Annotated in this window: 16 protein-coding genes; 7 read left to right on the top strand and 9 right to left on the bottom strand. The window is 42.7% G+C overall.

Going from position 1 to position 20,741, the window contains the following annotated elements:
- Window positions 1–27 precede the first annotated feature (27 nt).
- Window positions 28–1,938, top strand: a complete 1,911-nt coding sequence (nrdD, locus tag AAC147_RS00520) for an anaerobic ribonucleoside-triphosphate reductase (RefSeq protein WP_052189696.1) — start codon at window positions 28–30, stop codon at window positions 1,936–1,938.
- 4 nt (window positions 1,939–1,942) lie between these two features.
- The gene (gene nrdG / locus AAC147_RS00515; RefSeq protein ID WP_047684556.1) at window positions 1,943–2,407 is read left to right on the top strand and encodes an anaerobic ribonucleoside-triphosphate reductase-activating protein; all 465 of its coding nucleotides are present in this window, start codon (window positions 1,943–1,945) and stop codon (window positions 2,405–2,407) included.
- 43 nt (window positions 2,408–2,450) lie between these two features.
- On the opposite strand, the gene AAC147_RS00510 is transcribed toward nrdG, so the two are convergent.
- Both AAC147_RS00510 and bhsA read right to left on the bottom strand, forming a co-directional pair.
- Window positions 2,451–2,882: a YhbP family protein gene (locus AAC147_RS00510; RefSeq protein ID WP_047684461.1), complete on the bottom strand. Its 432-nt coding sequence runs from the start codon at window positions 2,880–2,882 to the stop codon at window positions 2,451–2,453.
- Between the two features lie 116 nt (window positions 2,883–2,998).
- Window positions 2,999–3,250 carry a multiple stress resistance protein BhsA gene (gene bhsA, locus AAC147_RS00505; RefSeq protein WP_047684458.1) on the bottom strand — a complete coding sequence of 84 codons (252 nt, stop codon included), beginning with the start codon at window positions 3,248–3,250 and terminating at the stop codon, window positions 2,999–3,001.
- Between the two features lie 277 nt (window positions 3,251–3,527).
- On the opposite strand from bhsA, the gene AAC147_RS00500 reads away from it, so the two are divergent.
- Entirely contained in the window at window positions 3,528–3,818 is a 291-nt protein-coding gene (locus AAC147_RS00500) for a GIY-YIG nuclease family protein (protein ID WP_304413521.1), read from the top strand.
- 90 nt (window positions 3,819–3,908) lie between these two features.
- Here the strand turns inward: AAC147_RS00500 and AAC147_RS00495 are convergent, their stop codons facing one another.
- The 4 genes from AAC147_RS00495 to AAC147_RS00480 form a co-directional block, all read right to left on the bottom strand.
- The gene (locus AAC147_RS00495; protein WP_047684455.1) at window positions 3,909–4,412 is read right to left on the bottom strand and encodes a GNAT family N-acetyltransferase; all 504 of its coding nucleotides are present in this window, start codon (window positions 4,410–4,412) and stop codon (window positions 3,909–3,911) included.
- 301 nt (window positions 4,413–4,713) lie between these two features.
- Window positions 4,714–5,871: an ABC transporter permease gene (locus tag AAC147_RS00490; RefSeq protein WP_047684453.1), complete on the bottom strand. Its 1,158-nt coding sequence runs from the start codon at window positions 5,869–5,871 to the stop codon at window positions 4,714–4,716.
- 18 nt (window positions 5,872–5,889) lie between these two features.
- Window positions 5,890–7,065, bottom strand: a complete 1,176-nt coding sequence (locus AAC147_RS00485) for an ABC transporter permease (RefSeq protein WP_052189691.1) — start codon at window positions 7,063–7,065, stop codon at window positions 5,890–5,892.
- Between the two features lie 12 nt (window positions 7,066–7,077).
- Entirely contained in the window at window positions 7,078–8,049 is a 972-nt protein-coding gene (locus AAC147_RS00480) for an HlyD family secretion protein (RefSeq protein ID WP_047684451.1), read from the bottom strand.
- 818 nt (window positions 8,050–8,867) lie between these two features.
- Between AAC147_RS00480 and AAC147_RS00475 the strand changes: the two genes are divergently transcribed.
- The 4 genes from AAC147_RS00475 (at window position 8,868) to AAC147_RS00460 (ending at window position 14,884) form a co-directional block, all read left to right on the top strand.
- Window positions 8,868–11,858, top strand: a complete 2,991-nt coding sequence (locus tag AAC147_RS00475; protein WP_047684448.1) for an inverse autotransporter beta domain-containing protein — start codon at window positions 8,868–8,870, stop codon at window positions 11,856–11,858.
- Between the two features lie 148 nt (window positions 11,859–12,006).
- Window positions 12,007–13,704, top strand: a complete 1,698-nt coding sequence (locus AAC147_RS00470) for a sensor histidine kinase (RefSeq protein ID WP_047684443.1) — start codon at window positions 12,007–12,009, stop codon at window positions 13,702–13,704.
- A 2-nt stretch (window positions 13,705–13,706) separates the two neighbouring features.
- Window positions 13,707–14,426 (top strand): two-component system response regulator BtsR, encoded by a 720-nt coding sequence (gene btsR, locus AAC147_RS00465; RefSeq protein WP_047684440.1) that lies wholly within the window; start codon window positions 13,707–13,709, stop codon window positions 14,424–14,426.
- Between the two features lie 62 nt (window positions 14,427–14,488).
- Complete coding sequence (locus AAC147_RS00460; RefSeq protein WP_052189690.1) at window positions 14,489–14,884, top strand: hypothetical protein; 396 nt, start codon at window positions 14,489–14,491, stop codon at window positions 14,882–14,884.
- 223 nt (window positions 14,885–15,107) lie between these two features.
- Here the strand turns inward: AAC147_RS00460 and AAC147_RS00455 are convergent, their stop codons facing one another.
- The 3 genes from AAC147_RS00455 to pnp all read right to left on the bottom strand — a co-directional run bounded on the left by AAC147_RS00455 (window position 15,108) and on the right by pnp (window position 20,443).
- Window positions 15,108–17,030 (bottom strand): DEAD/DEAH family ATP-dependent RNA helicase, encoded by a 1,923-nt coding sequence (locus AAC147_RS00455; RefSeq protein ID WP_047684438.1) that lies wholly within the window; start codon window positions 17,028–17,030, stop codon window positions 15,108–15,110.
- A gap of 171 nt (window positions 17,031–17,201) precedes the next feature.
- Window positions 17,202–18,086 (bottom strand): lipoprotein NlpI, encoded by an 885-nt coding sequence (gene nlpI, locus AAC147_RS00450; protein WP_047684435.1) that lies wholly within the window; start codon window positions 18,084–18,086, stop codon window positions 17,202–17,204.
- Window positions 18,087–18,289: 203 nt separating this feature from the next.
- Window positions 18,290–20,443 carry a polyribonucleotide nucleotidyltransferase gene (pnp, locus tag AAC147_RS00445; protein ID WP_047684431.1) on the bottom strand — a complete coding sequence of 718 codons (2,154 nt, stop codon included), beginning with the start codon at window positions 20,441–20,443 and terminating at the stop codon, window positions 18,290–18,292.
- Window positions 20,444–20,741: the final 298 nt, after the last annotated feature.

Raw genomic sequence — 20,741 nt, 5'->3', positions numbered from 1 at the left:
AGGAACCCTATTGTGAAAACGGTTGTGATGCAGCGCAGTGATCATCCAGTTAATGTTGAGAAAAAAGCGCTCCATGAATGGCATGATCGACTGGATCAGGAAATTCGCGGCCTGATCGAACAAAGCGATCTACCTTTACTCAATGAAAATGCCAATAAAGATGCTAAAGTGATCCCCACTCAGCGTGACTTACTGGCAGGGATCGTCGCCAGACAGTATGCCAAACAACATATGCTGCCGAGTGATGTTGTTCTGGCACATGAAAAGGGAGAAATTCACTACCATGATCTGGATTATGCCCCATTTTTCCCGATGTTTAACTGTATGTTAGTTGACTTACAGGGCATGCTGACCAAAGGTTTTAAGATGGGTAATGCCGAGATTGAACCGCCAAAATCAATCTCCACAGCAACTGCCATTACAGCCCAAATTATTGCACAGGTCGCCAGCCATATTTATGGCGGTACAACCATCGACCGTATTGATGAAGTGCTCGCTCCGTTTGTTGAAGCCAGCTATAACAAACATTTGACCATCGCAAAAGAGTGGCATATTACGGATCACACCGCCTATGCTAAAGCCCGCACCGAAAAAGAGTGTTACGATGCTTTCCAGTCTTTGGAATATGAAGTGAACACACTGCACACCGCCAACGGACAAACACCGTTTGTGACATTCGGTTTTGGACTGGGAACATCAAAAGAATCCCGTTTGATTCAAACGGCTATTTTACGTAACCGTATTGCTGGCTTAGGCAAGAATCACAAAACTGCCGTATTCCCAAAACTGGTTTTTGCCATTCGTGACGGGCTAAATCATCAGTTTGGCGATCCTAACTATGACATCAAATTATTGGCTCTGGAATGTGCCAGCAAGCGCATGTATCCCGATATTCTTAATTATGATCAAGTGGTTAAAGTCACCGGATCATTTAAAGCTCCAATGGGCTGCCGTAGCTTTCTCAGTGTTTACGAAGAGAATGGTCAACAAATTCATGCAGGGCGCAATAATCTGGGGGTAATAAGCCTGAATCTTCCCCGTATCGCGATTGAAGCCAAAGGCAATGAAATGCGTTTTTGGCAGCTACTGGAACAACGCCTGTTGGTTGCCAAAAAAGCATTAATGACCCGAATTGAACGCCTTGAAAACACCAAAGCACGGGTTGCCCCTATCCTCTATATGGAAGGCGCTTGCGGAGTAAGGTTGAAAGAGGATGACAATATTGGCGAAATCTTCAAACATGGGCGGGCTTCTATTTCGTTAGGGTATATTGGTATCAATGAAACGATTAATGCGCTATACGGTGATCACATTCATCTATTTGACGATGAACAACGTCGTCAAAAAGCAATCTCTATCGTTAAACGCTTACGCAAAGCAGTTGATACCTGGAAACAGGAAACCGGCTATGGATTCAGTTTATACAGTACGCCAAGTGAAAGTTTATGTGACCGTTTCTGTCGCCTCGATGCCGCTGAATTTGGCGTGATCCAAGGAGTCACGGATAAGGGTTATTACACCAACAGCTTTCATCTGGATGTAGAGAAAAAAGTTAATCCCTACGATAAGCTGGATTTTGAAGCACCTTATCCCCCATTAGCGAATGGTGGTTTTATCTGCTACGGCGAATATCCCAATCTGCAACATAATTTGAAGGCATTGGAAGATGTATGGGACTACAGTTATTCCCGTGTCCCTTACTATGGAACCAATACTCCAATTGATGAATGTTATCAATGCGGTTTTACCGGAGAATTTTCCTGTACCAGCAAAGGGTTCACTTGTCCCCGTTGTGGTAATCATGATTCAGCGCATGTTTCTGTGATCCGACGGGTTTGTGGATATCTTGGCAGCCCTGATGCCCGTCCATTTAATGCAGGTAAACAGGAAGAGGTAAAACGTCGCATCAAGCATCTCAACAATGGGTCAATTGGCTAATATCATGAATTACCATCAATATTATCCGGTTGATGTGGTTAATGGCCCCGGAACCCGCTGTACCCTGTTTGTGGCTGGCTGTTCCCATCAATGTCGTGGTTGTTATAACCAAAGTACATGGCGGACTGACTCAGGTCGCCCCTTCACGCAAGCTGTTGAAGATCAGATCATTACTGATTTGAAAGATCTCCGCATTAAACGGCAAGGGATATCATTATCTGGCGGCGACCCTCTTCATCCCTCCAATACGCCTGATATTCTCAAATTGATCAAACGGATAAAGAGAGAGTGCCCGGATAAAGATATTTGGCTATGGACAGGTTATGTCCTCCACGAGTTAAGCGGTCTCCAACAAGAAATTGTCAGTTATATTAATGTGTTAGTTGACGGAAAATTCGAACAGACTTTGCACGATCCAGCGCTAATCTGGCGAGGCAGTAGTAATCAGGTTATTCACTATTTACGATAATGAATTCCGATAATTTTAGGGTATAAAATTTGCAGCTCTGATATTAACGCCGCCAATGTAATTTCTTACCAAAGCCAAGTGTGTTATCCACCATTTTTATTTCATTCAGGTTCAATTGCCAAATAGGCGATTTTGCTGTTATCGCAACAGGAAAGCGGTGGCAGTAGCTTGCTCTGGCAACTGTTTCATCCTTACCTGTCAATAGGGCAACTTCCCCACGAAACTGAATGCCTCTGATCTGGGAAATATTATGGGTTTGCCCGGCAATAGTACCTGCAACTACGGCGTTTTCCTGCATCATTTTACCGTGGCGGGTATCAGGTTCAGTCATAAACCAGAGTGTCATTTTATCGATATCAAAAGCATAGAAACAATTTGCGCACCATAGATCCTGATTTGAAGAAGTACAAATTGTGAAGACATGTTGCTCGGCAAGATACTGGCAGATTGTTAAGATATCTTTATTCAATTCCATCTAATTCCATATTGTTATATTTACTTATCTCAATCAGAACACATGTGGATATTGATCCAGCGATGTGTTCTGATATTTATACAGCAGTATGATATTTAACCTGATCTAACTATACGTTATTTATAGATTTCTGCAACACCATGCAGTTTATCGTGACCAGTAGCAGAAATAATGCGGAAATAAGCTGCTCCAGCTTTGTCAGCTTTTTTGGACAATTCTTCTGTCAGGTTATCCAGTGTTTCTGCTCCCGTCACAGAAACAACACCAATTTTCTCCCCTGTAGCATTTCTTACTTCAATAGCGGCAAAAGAACCAAACGAAACAGTACATAGTGTTAAAACAGCAGCAATAAATTTTGCATTTCTCATTTTTAGATCCTTTGTCTACTTTTCAATATAAAGGGTATCTCTCTGTGATTTGGATCAAGTTATACGCTTCTTCAAAAAATGATAATTAGCAATTCTTGCTATAATTTTTCAGTTATTTTGAATAAAAATATTGTCACTGACTGTTAATAAACATGTCATTTAATATCATTCATCATGTTACATTGTTACAAAAACCACAATGCAGTCTATGGTCTCATTATGATTTAATCTCATGCGGTATTTATACATTTGTAACTATTTAATATAAATTATGAATATTAAAAAATCTGATTGGTATCTTTACTTGATAAAAACCGAGAATGGTTCTTTATATACCGGAATTACTACAGATATTTCCCGTCGTCTGATACAACACAGTACAGGAAAAGGAGCGAAGGCTTTGAGGGGAAAAGGCTCATTAACTCTGGTCTATCACCGTTTAGTACGGGACAAGAGCACAGCATTAAAGCTGGAATACCGAATAAAGCAACTAAACAAGCAACAAAAAGAGAGGCTGGTTACAACCCAACCTCTCTGTATAGCAACCTATTTGTCAGAGACTTCATGAGAATAGACATTGTTGCCAGCGTATTTCCAGCATGACTTCAACGTGTATTTACTACTTTTTGTATTTACATCTTGTAATTACATTTCATAGTTACACATAGTCAAAATGACTGGGATATGTGACTAAACCATGACAATCATCCAGCGAGACATCAGCCAGTGTGTAAACCTGAAAGAACTCCTCACTATCAGGCCATTGGCAATGTAATTGGTACTCTTTAGCAAGCCTGAAACCAAAACGATGATAATATTCAGGTTTACCAAGCACGACTACTGCACCATAACCAAACTCATTCAGGCTATCCAATCCTTCATACACTAACTTTTCACCAATGCCCTGACGACGATACGGTTCAGACACTACCAATGGTGCTAATCCAACCCAATTATGATCCTGACCATTGATGTCAACAGGTGTGAAACCAACATAGCCAATAACGTGACCTTCATCGTCAGTCGCAACAATCCCTAGCGTCAACAAGCCATTTTCTCTTAATCTATGAACTAACTCAGCTTCTGTCGATGTCTCAAAGGATTCTCGCAGCAAGCGATCAATACCCATGGCATCAACCGGAATTTCGACCCTGATTAACATGACGATAACGCGCGATCGTTCTGATCTGCGCCCTCTTTTTGTTCCGCTTTGATAAATTGAGTTAACGATAATAAACCAAAACGGAAAGTGGATTTAACCTAACACAAGTCAGATCCCTTTTCGTGAAAAGGAACATGTTATTTTGCCAAAATACTGTGATATTTCCTGATACTACCTCAAGAATTGATAATAAAATTCTATCACTGAGATCCAGGTAAATCAGTATCCGTGACATTTGCACGGAACCCGTCCCAAATCAATATATTTTCACTATCGGTCTGGCGATAATTCTTGATTGCTGTTAATGCTTTCGCTGCCGTTTCATAAAAATCTTCAATTCCCGCAGTTCACCATTACGCAATATCCCAACAAAAATTCCCAGGATCATGTATACAACACCAAGGAACAGGATCATTGCAATATCCCCTAACATATTTTGCAAGGGCATATTCATTTGGTTTATTCCTGCGATAATTTTGGTTGCCCATGTGGATGGCAAAGCCGATGAAATCGCTCTTACCCAATCAGGCATCGCCTGAACCGGCCAGATAGTCCCCGAAATGTAGAAAACAGGCGTAGTGATAAACGCCAATGTCAGATAAATCATTTCCACACTGCGCAAACACTCTGTTACCAGTTTACCTAACCCCAATACTGCCAGCAGGAATGGGAAAGTCATCAGCAATAATTGATAAATTGGTGCGTCCTGCCGGTATCCCAATACCCATGGCCACAGAACAAAAAAGATCACAGACAAAAACAGCCAAATAGGCAACAACGCAGACAAAGCTCCCAGATAGACAGGAAGTGGTGGCTTACCTTTAGGGGTACTACGTATGGTGATACTCACACGTACACAAGCAATCAAAAAGGAGTGCTGCAAAAGCATCACCAGTAATCCGGGAAAAACAATGGCAGCATAACTGATCCCCGGATTGAATAATCCAATGGTTTCTCCTTTAATCGGTTGTAGCAACACGTTCACCTGTTCCGTACTGAAACCTGATTTCAGTAGTAACTGTGTATTATATTCAGATAATAACTGTTGATACGCCAACGCCAAATCCTGCTGAATCTGCCCATTGGCAAGGCGGTTCGTCGCGTCACCATAAACTGGCACTGTCACATTTCTCCCACTTAAAAGACGTTTTTCAAAATCCGGTGGCACAATGATAATGGCGAAGATTTTCCGTCGTAATATGTCATTACGGGCGTTAGCAAGACTAGCGTAACTTTTGGTTTCAATTTTCGCCGTCGCATCAATATGGCGGATCAGCGCACGACTCATATGACTGTTGTCCTGATCAATAATCGCAACGGGCAGATCCCATAATGTAGGGCGGACATAAACCAGACTCATCACACACAGAGAAACAATCAGCATTAACCACAAAGGTTTTTCCAGCATTCCCAACAATACATTGCGGAAAGTTTGCCAATACATTTTCCAATTATTCATTTACCTGCTTCCCCTGCATTATATGGCTTCTCCTGACTGGTTAAGCCGTTTCCACAAACGATTGCGGATCAACAAGGCACAAACTAAAGGATAAATCACCAATAGCATGCAAACATGCAGGATGATTTTTAATGATACTTCCCGCAGAAAGATATCGAACATGGCATTTAAAGCATGGGTTAATGGCTCCAGATTCGAAATAACTCTTGCCGGCCATACCATTGATAATTCAGGCACCACCATGCCAGAAAATGACATCGCAATACTGACCAGCATTCCGATTAGTGAATAAGCCGTCAATGCATTACCGGTGAAAGTAAATAGTAGTAAACCGATACTTTGAGCCGCAATCACATAAAAGAATCCAACAACTGGCATATATATGGGATTACCTGCAACTTTGGCATCAGAAAATGCAACCAATGCTGCAATTTCTATCATCAACAACAACGTAAAAATCAGGGTATAAGGCGCAAGTTTTCCTAATAAAGCCGATATAAAAGATTTTGCGCTTAAGAGCTGTTTTCCCCTTGCCATTGTATAAATAGTGCAAGTCACGACGAAAAGCTGTAATAAATGGATGGTTGCAGCAAATTGCTGGAAATAGATATAACTGCCACTGGCATTGAACAAGCTGTCATAAGACATCGTCGCTTTAGCTAGTGGTGGAAGCTGACGACCCATTTCAGACGCAATGATCTTACGATATTTGGCATTTGTTTCTGCCATCAATCCGCCGAAGTCCTGAACGGAATAACGCCCTGCACCATAAAACAAGGCATTATAATAGATGCTCACTGTCGGCTGTTTACCACTCAACGCATCTTTTTCTAGATCGGGAGGGATATAGAGTAAAGAGTAATCCTTTGCACTGCCCAATCTCTCTAATGATTCTGTCAGACCATTATCATAGGTTTTGATATCAGCGTGAGGTGCCGCATTTAAGTTACGGATTAATGTGCGTGATAAGGTACTGTGATCATTATCCACGACTGAAACAGGCAGGTTTAGCAGCGTTCCTTCCGAAAAATTGGCACTAATTAAGATAAACAGCAACAGAGGAAACAGCCAACTTAGCCAGTGAAAAATCGGGCTACGGACTGCAACCACCAGCTCGCGGATAAACGCATGCTTAAAACTATGCCATTCAAGACTATGCCATTTAAGACCACGCCACACAGCTTTTCTGTTCATCAAGCTGCCGCCTTACTTATCCCAGTGCCATAATGCACTCATTCCCGGACGCAGCCCATCAACAGGTTGTAGTGGATATAAACGGACTTCAAATGTTCTCAGATCAAAGTCCCCTGTTGCACGAGTGGCCCGTTTTGTTGCGTAATCTCCCATTGGCGCGATATAACGGACTTCTGCCTCAATATTTTTATTATCCAAAGCCGGTACACACAATGTCACTTTGTCACCTTTACGGACTTTAGCCAGAATATCTTCGCGCAAATTATAAACAAAATAAGCTTCAGGGATACGTATTAGTGTTGCCAATGGGCTATTGGCATTGAAAAGTTGCCCGACCTCCGCCGGAAGTGGCCCAATTTCACCATCAACGGGAGCTTTTACCTGTAGATCATTACTCTGAATTTTTAATTCCCGTAATTTCTCTTCAGCTTCATTCAGTGCTGCCTGATATTGTTGCCGTAATTCTATACGATCTCCATTTTTCCCTGCATCCAGCTCCGCTTTTGCTGACAGCATTTTCTGGTAAGCAATATCACGCGCGTTTCGTGCGTTATCCAATTCACTGGCAGATGAATAACCTTTGCCTGAAATATTACTGAGTCGCTCAAATTCACGTTGAGCGTTTTTATATCCAAATTCAGCCTGTAAGTATGCCGCTTCCAAACTGCGAATATTTTCTTCTCGTGTTCCATGCAAAGATAAATTGAGTTTTGCTTTAGCCTGATCACGGGCGGCTTGAGCTGCGGCAACTTTTGCAGTCAGCTCAGGGCCATCAAGGCTTACTAATAGTTGGTCGGCTTTTACGTCGTCTCCTCTCCTAACGTGAAGCGCAATCACTCTTCCAGAGGCTTTAGATGCAATGATGACTTCAGGTGCTTCAACCTCTCCCTGCAACAATAAGTCCTGATGATGTGAGCGAAAAAGCACGGCCATTGCGGTCAGAAAGATAATCAGCAATATCGTGAAAAGTGTTCTTTTCTTCATTATGTTTTGTAAGCTCCAAGCATACTACCAGATCAAAATTCGTCAGCGATGACCAAATTAGTGTAGCTGTACCGATCTAGTGTGACACTATCTTCATAAATTCTTTTTAGAAATTCGTGCGCCTGATCATTGACAAAAATGAAATGCTTTATGTAACTACCTATCACATTATATACCCAATCAATTTCAAGTAGCAGTAAGACGGGAAATTAACACATTCCCTTTCCCTCAATTCAACTTGTTATCTGATTATTTTTATTTCTTAAAATCAATTCATCAATTAATATTTAATTATGAATTAGAAAGAAAGTGCTTTCTGAAACCACATTGTAGAATATTCGCCAATAAAAAATCAAAGATTAATAAAATGAAAATACAAATAAAAACCAATAATAATTAGCATAGAATATTTAACTATGAAAAATCCTATTATATTTAAAGTTATTTTTTCCCTTCCTCAGACAATCCCTGTTCACATAAGACATATAAATTGCAACATTATGTTTTAATTTACATAAATCTAAAAAACCATGTTTTAACCTAATGAGAAAATACGTATAAATCACCTGTTATTTTTTTATTCTCAGTCTTGTTTTTTATTTTCAATACCTGATATAGAAAGTCATGTTGACCACTAAATAGTTTTATGCTGGAATAAAAAATACATATACAAGATATGTCAGATCAATAATCCTTGCGTTAACACGTTAACAATTTTTTTGTTAACCAATTTATGATGTCTCAAATAAGGCAATACCATTTTGCCCCTCTTTTATTTCATCATCACCTGACGCTGTTACTACTACAGGTTTATTTTTATGCACAAAAAATTTGATAAGCCTCAGGCACAAAATCAGCAACACTGGCTGAAACGAGTAGCCTGGGTGAATATTATCGCCCAATTCGCGTTCCCACTCGCTGGCACATTTACTCCTATTATTGCCACGGCCGAAACGCATACGATTTCTCAACATTCCCCTCTGGCAATACCAACTGAGCCTTATATTCTGAAACCGGGAGAAACTATCCATACAATAGCTAAACGTTACGGTTTCACCATTAATCAACTTAAGGAAATAAATAAATTCCGTACTTTCAGCAAACCGTTTCCAGTACTTGGGGTTGGTGATGAAATTGATGTCCCCAAATCTCGCCCTAATAAATATTTACCATTCAATGACTTTTCATCAGAGCCATTTTCCAAAACCGATGATACAGAACGCAAGCTGGCTCATGCGGCTATCCGCGTCGGTGAGATACTGAACAGCAATAAAGCAAGCGACAGCGCAATAAATCAGATAAGCAACTTAGCGGTGTCAGAAGCCAATCAACAACTCCAGAGCTGGCTAGGATTTTACGGTACAGCGCGTGTACAAACTCATATTGATAAACGAGGTCGTCTGGATGGCAGTCAACTTGATATGTTGTTACCTCTGTATGACAGCAAAAGTAAAATGGACTTCACTCAATTTGGCCTACGCCGCATTGATAAACGCAACACCATCAATATCGGTATCGGACATCGTCAGTTTTTTGATAGCTGGATGCTAGGATACAACGCTTTTCTGGATCACGATTTTACCGGAGATAATACCCGGCTTGGCCTCGGCACAGAGTATGCTCGCGATTATCTGAGGCTAGGCATGAACGGCTATTTTCGCTTAAGTAACTGGAAAAAATCGCATTTTCTGAAAGATTACGATGAACGTCCTGCCAATGGATTCGATCTGAGAGTACAAGGCTATCTTCCCGCTTTGTCACAACTTGGCGGTAAGTTGGTATATGAACAATATTTTGGCGATGAAGTTGGGTTAATCAATAAAGATCACCGCCAAAAGAACCCCGCGGCCTTTACTGCCGGCATTAACTATACGCCTATCCCATTGCTGACTTTCGGTATTGACCGCAAACAAGAGATGTCTGGCAATAAAGACACTCAATTCAATATAGAACTGAACTATGACATCGGTACACCATGGTCAACACAGATTGATCCCGATGCCGTGATATTCAAACATACGCTACAAAGCGGTCGTTTTGATCTCGTTGATCGTAACAATCAAATTGTTTTGCAATTTCGTAAACGTGAAGTCATTAGTCTGACATTAGACAGACTGATTTCCGGCCATGCAGGTGAAATCAAACCTATTCATCTTAGAGTAAACAGCAAATATGGCCTGAAAACGATCCAATGGGAGGTTGGAAGCCTGCTTGCCAATGGAGGCAAGATCAAACAACAAAACAGTAATACCTATCTGCTGACCCTGCCGAAATATCATCGTCAAGGCAATAACACTTATACCATAGGTGCTATTGCCTACGATGAGCATGGCAATGCTTCCAAACGAGCAGAAACTCAGATTCAGGTACTACAAGCACAGGCAAGTGCCGATAAATCTACGTTCACCGCAAAAGACAGCGAACTGTCAGCAGATGGTCACTCCACCACCATCCTTAAATTGACACTAAAAGATGGGAACGGCAATCCAATTCCTGGTGCTGGCGAGGATATCAAACTCATGGGTAGTAAATTAGGCGGGGCCGGTAAAGATCCTCAGATTGGGCAAATAAAAGAAACTCAACCAGGGATCTATGAAGCGTTACTTACCGCTGGTGAAAAAATAGGTGTGCTGACTATTACACCTGAAGTGAAAAGCCTTGATATAAAGCCAATAGAGATCACCTTTTTTCACCCTGACAAACCAATTATTAAAGATCTCAGTATGTCAGGCAGATTAGAAATAGGACATATCCTCAATGCAACCTATACCTTCCATGCTAATAACGGCGAAAATGTGGACAAATCACGCTATGTGTGGGGGGATAAAGGGAATGTTGATATTACCAAAAGCAGTACTATCGTCGAATCGGGTAAGATCCCCGGTTATACATTGACACTGTCAGATGCAGGTAAAGTAAAAGCACTTGTTGTTCAGGCACAAAATGGGCTCCACATTACCGGGAATACCAAAGCGATTGATACCCGTATGGATCAAGAGCACGGTAACCATACCTATGATGGTACTGAAGGCGGAAAAGTCAAAGGGATTGCTGATCATCTGGTAGTCACCCTCAATACAGGGAAAGTTAAAAAAGGCGAAACAATTACCTTGAATATTAAAGCATTCAATCACGGACAGCCTGTAAAAAATGTCCCCATAGAAATGAAAGCAACCAAAGCACTAAACCGTCAGGAAGTCCCTCAGACAGTTACTGCGCTGATAGACAATGAATCAGGTCACTACCAAGGAGCAACGGGAGATGAGGGTAGTTTATCGCTCCCCATCACCGACCCAAATGGACTGGGCGTAAAAACGACCTTGCAAATAAAAGCCTATGGTGTCTCAAACCCGAAAACTGAAGATGTCATTTTTACTGTCGTGACCAGCCCTGATTCTAAGTACGCAAATTTTTGGGGACATATGGCTGAAACGGTGACAAATACAAACGGAGTCATTTTTGACCGACCTCTGCTACAAGCCGAGTTAGCAATGGGTATGAAAGGAATGACTACTTATACTGAAAATGGTGAGATTTGGCCACGTCGAGTCTATAAAGGCGCTGTATGGTATTGTAAAAAAATACATAAAAAATTACCGACAGCAGAAGACTTAGCCAGCCTGTACCAAGCACATCAACAAAATGCGATGCATGAGCTGTATGGCTGGCCACAATTCCGTTCTTACCGTTCTTCAACACCCGGAATAGATGAACACGGGAAAAATGCTCATTTCGCCGTGAATATAGATGATGGTACAGTTCATGTTATTAATGAGATAGTCACCGATTACGTTATCTGCACTGAATAATCCTATTCCTGTTTATTTCGTCAAAAAATCTTTAAGAAAATCCGTCCTTGCCGAAGAGGGCGGATATACCCATTGACGGCGTTAAATTCAAGCTTTGATAATGACCGCATAAATTTATTTATTGTTATCAAACACGCCGTGAAAAAATATGTATGAATTTAACCTCGTGTTACTACTGCTCCAGCAGATGTGTATCTATCTGGTGATTGCCTGGCTACTGAGTAAAACGCCTCTGTTCATTCCTTTACTGCAAGTGAGTGTTCGCTTACCTCATAAGCTCATGTGTTATGTCATTTTCTCCATCTTCTGCATCATGGGAACATATTTTGGTCTGCATGTTAATGATTCTATTGCTAATACCCGTGCTATTGGTGCTGTATTAGGTGGTTTCCTTGGCGGGCCAACAGTCGGAGCGATGGTAGGATTCACGGGAGGATTGCATCGCTATTCCCTTGGCGGAATGACCGCATTCAGTTGTATGGTATCCACCATTATAGAAGGCGTTATTGGCGGTCTTGTACACAGTTATTTAATGAAGCAAGGCAAGATCAATAAGTTACTTAACCTATGGACTGCGGCGATTGTGACATTCCTTGCCGAATGTGCTCAGATGGGGATTATTCTGCTGTTTACTAACCCTTTCAGTGAAGCATTTAATTTAGTGAAAAATATCGCCGCTCCTATGATCATCGCTAATAGTATCGGGGCAGCTATGTTTATCCGTATCTTACTGGACAGACGCGCCATATTCGAAAAATATACCAGTGCTTTTTCTGCCCAAGCCCTGAAAATCGCGGTATGCACCGAAGGGATATTACTTAAGGGATTTAATGAAGCTAACAGCATGCGTGTCGCAAAAGTTATCTATCAGGAATTGGAAATTGGGGCTGTCGCAATTACTGATCGGGAAAAATTATTGGCATTTATCGGCATTGGTTCCGACCATCATTTACCGGGAACGCCTATTGCTTCCGAGCAATCACATCGTGCGATAGCAAATAATGAGGTGGTCTACGCTGATGGTAATGAAACTCCCTATTGCTGCTCCCTTAGTCCTATTTGCAAGTTGGGTTCAGCACTGGTTATTCCTCTACGGGGAGAAAATCAGCAAGTGATCGGTACGATAAAATTGTATGAAGCCAAAAACCGTTTATTTAGTTCGATCAATCGAACATTAGGTGAAGGAATTGCCAGCTTGCTTTCTGCCCAAATCCTTGCGGGACAATATGAACGAAATAAGCAGTCTCTGTTACAATCAGAAGTAAAACTACTTCACGCGCAAGTGAATCCTCACTTTTTATTTAATGCCCTGAATACATTACAGGCGGTGATCCGACGCGATAGCCAGCAAGCGGGTCAGCTTGTGCAGTACCTTTCAACATTCTTTCGCAAGAATCTGAAGCGACCAGAAGAAATCGCCACACTACAAAATGAAATAGAGCATGTGAATGCTTACTTACAAATTGAAAAAGCGCGATTCTGCGAACGTCTCCAGATAACGATAGATATACCGGAGTCTCTGCGTTATGCCCAATTACCTGCATTTTCCCTGCAACCCATGGTCGAAAATGCAATTAAACATGGCACATCACAGTTACTGGATACCGGAAGAATTACGATTAGAGCCCATCAACAAACGAATCTGCTATTGGTAGAAATTGAAGATAATGCGGGGCTTTATTGCCCGAAAAAAATGGGGGATGGACTTGGAATGAGCCTGGTAGATAAGCGCCTGCGGCTTCGCTATGGTGAACATTATGGTGTGCGTGTTGATTACCAACCAGAAGAATTTACTCGTGTCATCTTATGCTTACCACTGGAAAAAGAGGCTGATAAGGCAGCGTAGGTATGAATGTATTAATTATTGATGATGAACCACTGGCCCGTGAAAATTTACGTTGCCTGTTAGAAGAGGAAACAGATATTCAGATCATCGGTGAATGTGCCAATGCAGTAGAAGCCATTGGCACCATTCATCGTCTGAAACCGGATGTGATTTTCCTTGATATTCAAATGCCTCGCATCACTGGGCTTGAAATGGTGGGTATGCTTGACCCTGAGCATCGCCCTTATATCGTTTTTCTTACCGCTTTTGATGAATATGCCATACAGGCATTTGAAGAACATGCGTTTGATTATCTGCTAAAGCCGCTGGAAAAAGAGCGACTGAGCAAGACATTACAACGACTTCGGTCGGGTTATCAAAAACAGAGTCTGGCAGATTTACACTCCGAAAATGAGCAACTGAAATATATTCCCTGCACAGGACACAGCCGGATATGGCTGATGCAACTGGATGATGTGCTGTATATCACCTCACGTTTGAGTGGTGTATATGTAATGAGTGCCAACGGACAGGAAGGTTTTACTGAATTGACCTTGCGCACTTTGGAAACCCGTACGCCTCTGACTCGCTGCCATCGGCAGTATCTTGTCAATATGGCCCATTTACGGGAGATTGTTTTTGGGGAAAACAGCCAGGCGGAATTGGTATTGCGCAATGATGAACGTATTCCTGTCAGCCGCCGTTATTTAAAGCCTCTCAAAGAAGAACTGGGGTTAATTTAATCATTTTTTAGAAATAATTCTGTACTCTCTATCATTAAGCCAAAAATAAAATAAGGAAATGTATGGCCGATCTCTATCTAAGGATCAAAACCAACCAAATGATCCTGAAAAATCTCAGTAATCAAAAAGAACTGAGTATTACAGGAAATTTCAGTACTTCCCGCTTATTGGTTGGTGATTTTTATAATGCAGAGCAGCAATTGCATTTGCTGCTTAAGCAACATGGCCTCATCCGATTCATTGACAGATTCTTCGGACGCAAACATCGGGTACTTATCCATCCATTAGAGCAATCCGAAGGCGGTCTTTGTTCCGTCGAAGAACGTGTGCTATTAGAAGTGGCCTATAGTGGCTCTCGATCCAGAATGAAAAAAATGGTTATTCATCAAGGTGAGCACTTGCTTTCAGATTTAGAAATCAAAGAAATACTGAGACTTAATACACAAGCTGTGAGTTAAGAAATCATCTGATTTTTGATTTAAAAAACAGCAATAAAAAGCAGTCTATAACGAGTGGTTTCGGTTCACGTTCAGAAAGTACTTCATACAGCCAGAAAATTGGCTACGAAAATGAGAATATTGAAAACATAAAAAAGCCCTTTCTTTTATAAAGAGAAAGGGCTTATTTCAATTCAATATTTCAGCGTGTTATTGCTAACACGAAACAATAATCAATGGTGTATTAAACGTTACCATTGCTTTGTTGCTGACGACGACGTTGTGCACCACCGTTGAAATCGTCATTATTGCGACCACGGAAAGAACCACGCTCACCGCCACCACGACGTTCATTGTTAAAACGACGACCACCGCCGTTACCAAAACCGTCACGATCACGACGTGGACCATTGCCACCATTACCATTACTGTTGCGACCACCACCACGACGCTCACGACGTTCAAATGGCTGTGCATCGCCTAACAACTGCATGTTCATTGGTTTGTTCAGGATACGTGTACGGGTAAAGTGAGTCAGTAACTCCCCTGGCATCCCTTTTGGCAACTCAATTGTGGAGTGCGTTGCGAACAGTTTGATATTACCGATGTAACGGCTGCTGATATCACCTTCGTTAGCAATAGCACCCACAATGTGGCGTACTTCAACACCATCATCACGACCCACTTCAATGCGGTACAGTTCCATATCGCCAACATCACGGCGCTCACGACGAGGACGGTCACCCCTGTCGCCTTTATCACCTCTGTCACGCTCACCAAAGCCATTACCATTACGGCGACGGTCATCACGATCATTGAATTCACGGCGAGGACGACGAACCGGATCTGGTGGCAGGATCAATGAACGTTCACCTTGTGCCATTTTCAGCAATGCCGCAGCTAATGTTTCCATATCCAACTCGTCACTGGTGCCCAATTTAGACAACAGAGCACGATATTGATCCAGATCGCTGCTTTCCAACTGCTGCTGAACGTTAGCAGCAAATTTTTCCAGACGGCGCTGGCTCAGAAGTTCAGCATTCGGCAGCTCTACTTCCGGGATTGTCAACTTCATAGTGCGTTCAATGTTACGCAGCAAGCGGCGTTCACGGTTTTCAACAAACAGCAGCGCACGACCGGCACGACCAGCACGACCGGTACGGCCGATACGGTGTACATATGACTCAGCATCCATCGGAATATCATAGTTAACAACCAGACTGATACGGTCAACATCCAAACCACGGGCAGCAACATCTGTTGCGATCAGAATATCCAAACGGCCATCTTTTAAACGCTCCAGAGTCTGTTCACGCAGAGCCTGATTCATATCACCATTCAGTGCCGCAGAGTTATAACCGTTACGCTCAAGCGCTTCTGCCACTTCCAGAGTCGCATTCTTGGTACGGACGAAAATAATCGCCGCATCAAAATCTTCTGCTTCAAGGAAACGTACCAGTGCTTCATTTTTACGCATACCGTAAACAGACCAATAGCTCTGGCTGATATCCGGACGGTTGGTTACACTGGTCTGAATGCGAACTTCCTGTGGCTCGTTCATGAAACGACGAGTGATACGACGAATCGCTTCAGGCATAGTCGCTGAGAACAATGCAGTCTGATGTTCTGCCGGGATCTGACTCATGATGTTTTCAACATCTTCAATAAAGCCCATACGCAGCATTTCGTCAGCTTCGTCCAGCACCAGACCTCTCAGGTTGGACAGATCCAACGTACCACGCTTCAGGTGATCCAGCAGACGACCCGGTGTTCCCACTACAACTTGTGGCCCCTGGCGCAAAGCACGCAATTGAACGTCATAACGCTGTCCACCATAGAGCGCGACAACATTCACACTACGCATATGTTTGGAAAAATCTGAACATGCTTCAGCAACCTGTACCGCCAGTTCACGGGTCGGTGCTAACACAAGGATCTGTGGAGCTCTAAGCTCAGCATCAATATTATGCAGTAAAGGCAAGCTGAAAGCCGCAGTTTTACCACTACCAGTCTGCGCCATACCCAACACGTCACGACCATTTAACAGGTGAGGAATACATTGCTGTTGAATTGGTGAGGGCTTCTCATAGCCCATGTCTTGCAGTGCAGAAAGAATAGGTGCTGATAATCCTAAATCAGCAAAAGAGATTTCAGTCTCAGTGGTCATGTAATGGTGCCTCATTGATCGTGGCGGCCAGTCTACATAACACAGTGAAAAGAATTTCTGTCATTTTCATTTAAAATGTGAACTGGCTCAAATTATGTTATAAAACGAACAAACAAATCCCCACCTCTTATAGATGTGGACTTAAAAATCTGTCGTGAAAATGTTCGTCAGCTATTGTTGGTTCGATTCTGATAGGTCATCTTGTCTTTGGCCTAGCAGCGCCAATTCCAACAATGCATAGCGGTGCTCAACAAAGTTATGGACATTATTAGCTACCGTCAGCTTGAATAACGCAACCGCGCTATCCTCATCCCCCAGACTTAGGTAATGCTTACCTAAATAGAAGTCAGTTTCACTGAGATGCTCAGCGAGCGAAGTGTTATCTGTCGAACCTTGTTTCAGGCGTTTCATCAGTGTCTTCTCACTGATCTTACCTAAATAGAATTCAACAATATTCCAGCCCCATAGCCCCCGGTTCGTTTTGTCAAAGCGATGCGACAAATTAGTCATTGCAACCTTCGGATCGATTTTCTCTTCCACAAGGTACAACCACAACGAACGGAAGGGATCATTTGGATCGTCTTGATAAAACGCCTGCAGATCATCCTGCGCTAAACGATAACGGCCACCGTAATACAGTGCAATTCCGCGATTCATTCGCGCGTAGTTGTAAGTTGGATCAAGCTCTAAAACAGAATCAAACGCTTCATAGGCAGCATCAAAATTGCCTGCCTGCGTAAAATAAATCCCCAAGTAATTAAAAATCTCAGGAATATCAGGACGGATAGACAAAGCAACTGAAAAATCATTCTGTGCCAATGCCCTCAGCCCGAGGCTATCATACAGCACACCTCTTTCATATAAAAGCTGTGCATACTCATCTTCCTTAAGAGAGCGGCTCGCAAGTATTTGTTCCATGCGCGCCAAAATAACCTCTTGTTGCAATGTTGGTTGAAGTGGAATAGCAAAAACTTCATTTTTACGCCACTCAGTGCTGCCACATCCTATAAGGAGAAAAATAGCTGCAACGTAATACCAGCGCAGAAAAGAATTCATTTCCCACTCCCGAAGTCAGACATTAATCAGAATGCCCTGTTACTCCACCCACGGTTGTTCCACCCACATTGTATATTTCAGGCATCCCGCCAGAAATTAACTGCCTTCCTTTATCTTTCAAATTGTCCTTTGTTGGCGACAATGCGAAATCTATTGGAGATAAACGGCGCCCTTTTTACAGGACACCGTTCTTTACGTCAAATTTATTCTACTGATGATTCCGGTGATTGTGATGTTTCATCGATAATATTCAGCATAGTATTAGCTACTGCTTCTTTCATGCTCAGGCGGATACGACCCTGACGGTCAATTTCCAGCACCTTGACAGGAACTTCCTGACCAATCTGCAAATAGTCAGTGACTTTCTCTACACGTTTGTCTGCGATCTGAGAAATGTGTACTAATCCTTCTTTACCACCGCCAATCGCAACAAATGCGCCAAAGTCAACAATACGAGTAACTTTACCAGTATAAATACGGCCAACTTCAACTTCAGCAGTAATCTCTTCAATACGGCTGATAGCATGACGCGCTTTTTCACCATCAGTCGCTGCTATCTTCACTGTACCGTCATCTTCGATTTCAATAGTTGTGCCTGTTTCTTCAGTCAGAGCACGGATCACGGAACCACCTTTACCAATCACGTCTTTGATCTTATCTGGATTTATCTTGATGGTGTGAATACGTGGCGCAAATTCAGAGATATCATTACGTGGACTCTGGATTGCCTGCTCCATTACGTTCAGTATATGTAAACGAGCACCTTTGGCCTGATTCAAAGCAATTTGCATGATTTCACGGGTGATACCTTCAATTTTGATGTCCATCTGCAATGCGCTGACACCATCACGGCTACCCGCAACTTTAAAGTCCATATCACCCAGATGATCTTCATCACCCAGAATGTCAGAAAGAACCACAAAGTTATCGCCTTCTTTCACCAGTCCCATGGCGATACCTGCAACTGCGGCCTTAATCGGTACACCTGCATCCATCAGTGCCAATGAAGCACCACAGACGGAAGCCATAGAAGAGGAACCATTGGATTCAGTAATTTCAGAAACCACACGAACGGTATATGGAAACTCGTTGATGCTAGGCATTACCGCCAGAACACCACGTTTCGCCAAACGACCGTGACCAATTTCACGACGTTTTGGCGAACCAACCATACCCGTTTCACCAACAGAGTATGGAGGGAAGTTGTAATGGAACAGGAAGCGATCTGTGTATTCTCCCATCAGTTCGTCGATCACCTGAGCATCACGTTCAGTACCCAATGTTGCTGTAACCAGTGCCTGAGTTTCACCACGGGTAAACAGAGATGAACCGTGAGTACGTGGCAATACGCCAGTACGAACGTCCAGTGCACGAACCATATCTTTTTCACGACCATCAATGCGAGGCTCGCCACGCAGGACACGGCCACGAACGACGTTTTTCTCCAGAACAGACAATACTTCAAGCACTTCTGTCTCTTCCAGTTCAACACCTTTTTCTGCTGCTTCTGCCAAAATGATAGCAGAAACTTCTTCTTTGATAGTATCAACCTGAGCGTAACGCTCCTGTTTTTCAGTAATGCGGTAAGCATCACCCAAACGGCTTTCTGCCAACTCAGCAACGCGATCATGCAGAGATTGGTTGACAGTCTCTGGTGTCCAATCCCACTTCTCTTTACCCGCTTCAGCAGCCAGTGCATTGATATTATCAATCACAATCTGCTGTTGTTCATGGCCGAACACCACCGCACCCAACATCTGCTCTTCTGTCAGCAGATCCGCTTCGGATTCAACCATCAGTACAGCGCTTTCAGTACCTGCAACAACCAAATCCAAGCGACTGTTTTTCAGCTCATCGCTGGTTGGGTTCAATACATACTGATCATTGATATAACCAACGCGCGCTGCACCAATTGGGCCATTGAATGGAATGCCAGACAATGCCAACGCCGCAGAAGAACCGATCATAGCAACGATGTCCGGGTGAACCTGTGGGTTTACGGAAACAACGGTTGCAATGATTTGAACTTCGTTCAGGAAACCTTCCGGAAACAGTGGGCGCAATGGACGGTCGATAAGACGGGCAACAAGGGTTTCACCTTCACCCGGACGGCCTTCACGACGGAAAAAACTGCCAGGAATACGGCCAGCAGCATATGTACGTTCTTGATAGTTAACAGTCAGTGGGAAAAAATCCTGACCTGGTTTCACTTTTTTCTGACCAACAACGGTAACAAATACCGCAGTGTCATCCATATTTACCATAACAGCCGCTGTCGCTTGACGAGCCATCATGCCTGTTTCAATGGTCACCGTGTGCTGACCATACTGGAATTTACGAACAATCGGATTCAGCAAAATAATATTCCTTCGTTAGTGTTGCTGCCTTTTAACTATCAGCAACAATGGATATTCTCTTCATTGCTACACCCTCACGACTAATGACAGCGCTTAATCCCCTTTGTCTTTCAAGTGCAACTTTGTTAGCCGCGCTATATCTTAGCATCTACCGGGTATATCCTTTTAAGTACTCTCATTAGCCGCGCGAGTCACTGTAGCTGAAGAGGTTCAAATATTTCAGAAACGGAATTTAAGTTTCTTAAATTCTACTTTCTAGAAGAAAAGGGGCCCGATAGGCCCCTTTCCACTGAAACTC

This window comes from Xenorhabdus sp. NBAII XenSa04, from assembly GCF_963866145.1.
Lineage (GTDB): Bacteria > Pseudomonadota > Gammaproteobacteria > Enterobacterales > Enterobacteriaceae > Xenorhabdus > Xenorhabdus indica.
Note: the sequence above shows the minus strand (reverse complement) of the source record. Positions and strands in the feature narration are given on the sequence as shown.

What these genes read in the sequence shown, in the direction of transcription:
- AAC147_RS00490 (WP_047684453.1), bottom strand. Translation starts at nt 5,871, where the DNA reads ATGAATAATTGGAAAATGTATTGGCAAACTTTCCGCAATGTATTGTTG.
- AAC147_RS00480 (WP_047684451.1), bottom strand. Translation starts at nt 8,049, where the DNA reads ATGAAGAAAAGAACACTTTTCACGATATTGCTGATTATCTTTCTGACC.
- AAC147_RS00475 (WP_047684448.1), top strand. Translation starts at nt 8,868, where the DNA reads ATGCACAAAAAATTTGATAAGCCTCAGGCACAAAATCAGCAACACTGG.
- nrdG (WP_047684556.1), top strand. Translation starts at nt 1,943, where the DNA reads ATGAATTACCATCAATATTATCCGGTTGATGTGGTTAATGGCCCCGGA.
- AAC147_RS00470 (WP_047684443.1), top strand. Translation starts at nt 12,007, where the DNA reads ATGTATGAATTTAACCTCGTGTTACTACTGCTCCAGCAGATGTGTATC.
- bhsA (WP_047684458.1), bottom strand. Translation starts at nt 3,250, where the DNA reads ATGAGAAATGCAAAATTTATTGCTGCTGTTTTAACACTATGTACTGTT.
- AAC147_RS00460 (WP_052189690.1), top strand. Translation starts at nt 14,489, where the DNA reads ATGGCCGATCTCTATCTAAGGATCAAAACCAACCAAATGATCCTGAAA.
- AAC147_RS00495 (WP_047684455.1), bottom strand. Translation starts at nt 4,412, where the DNA reads ATGTTAATCAGGGTCGAAATTCCGGTTGATGCCATGGGTATTGATCGC.
- AAC147_RS00510 (WP_047684461.1), bottom strand. Translation starts at nt 2,882, where the DNA reads ATGGAATTGAATAAAGATATCTTAACAATCTGCCAGTATCTTGCCGAG.
- AAC147_RS00455 (WP_047684438.1), bottom strand. Translation starts at nt 17,030, where the DNA reads ATGACCACTGAGACTGAAATCTCTTTTGCTGATTTAGGATTATCAGCA.
- nrdD (WP_052189696.1), top strand. Translation starts at nt 28, where the DNA reads ATGCAGCGCAGTGATCATCCAGTTAATGTTGAGAAAAAAGCGCTCCAT.
- nlpI (WP_047684435.1), bottom strand. Translation starts at nt 18,086, where the DNA reads ATGAATTCTTTTCTGCGCTGGTATTACGTTGCAGCTATTTTTCTCCTT.
- AAC147_RS00485 (WP_052189691.1), bottom strand. Translation starts at nt 7,065, where the DNA reads ATGAACAGAAAAGCTGTGTGGCGTGGTCTTAAATGGCATAGTCTTGAA.
- btsR (WP_047684440.1), top strand. Translation starts at nt 13,707, where the DNA reads ATGAATGTATTAATTATTGATGATGAACCACTGGCCCGTGAAAATTTA.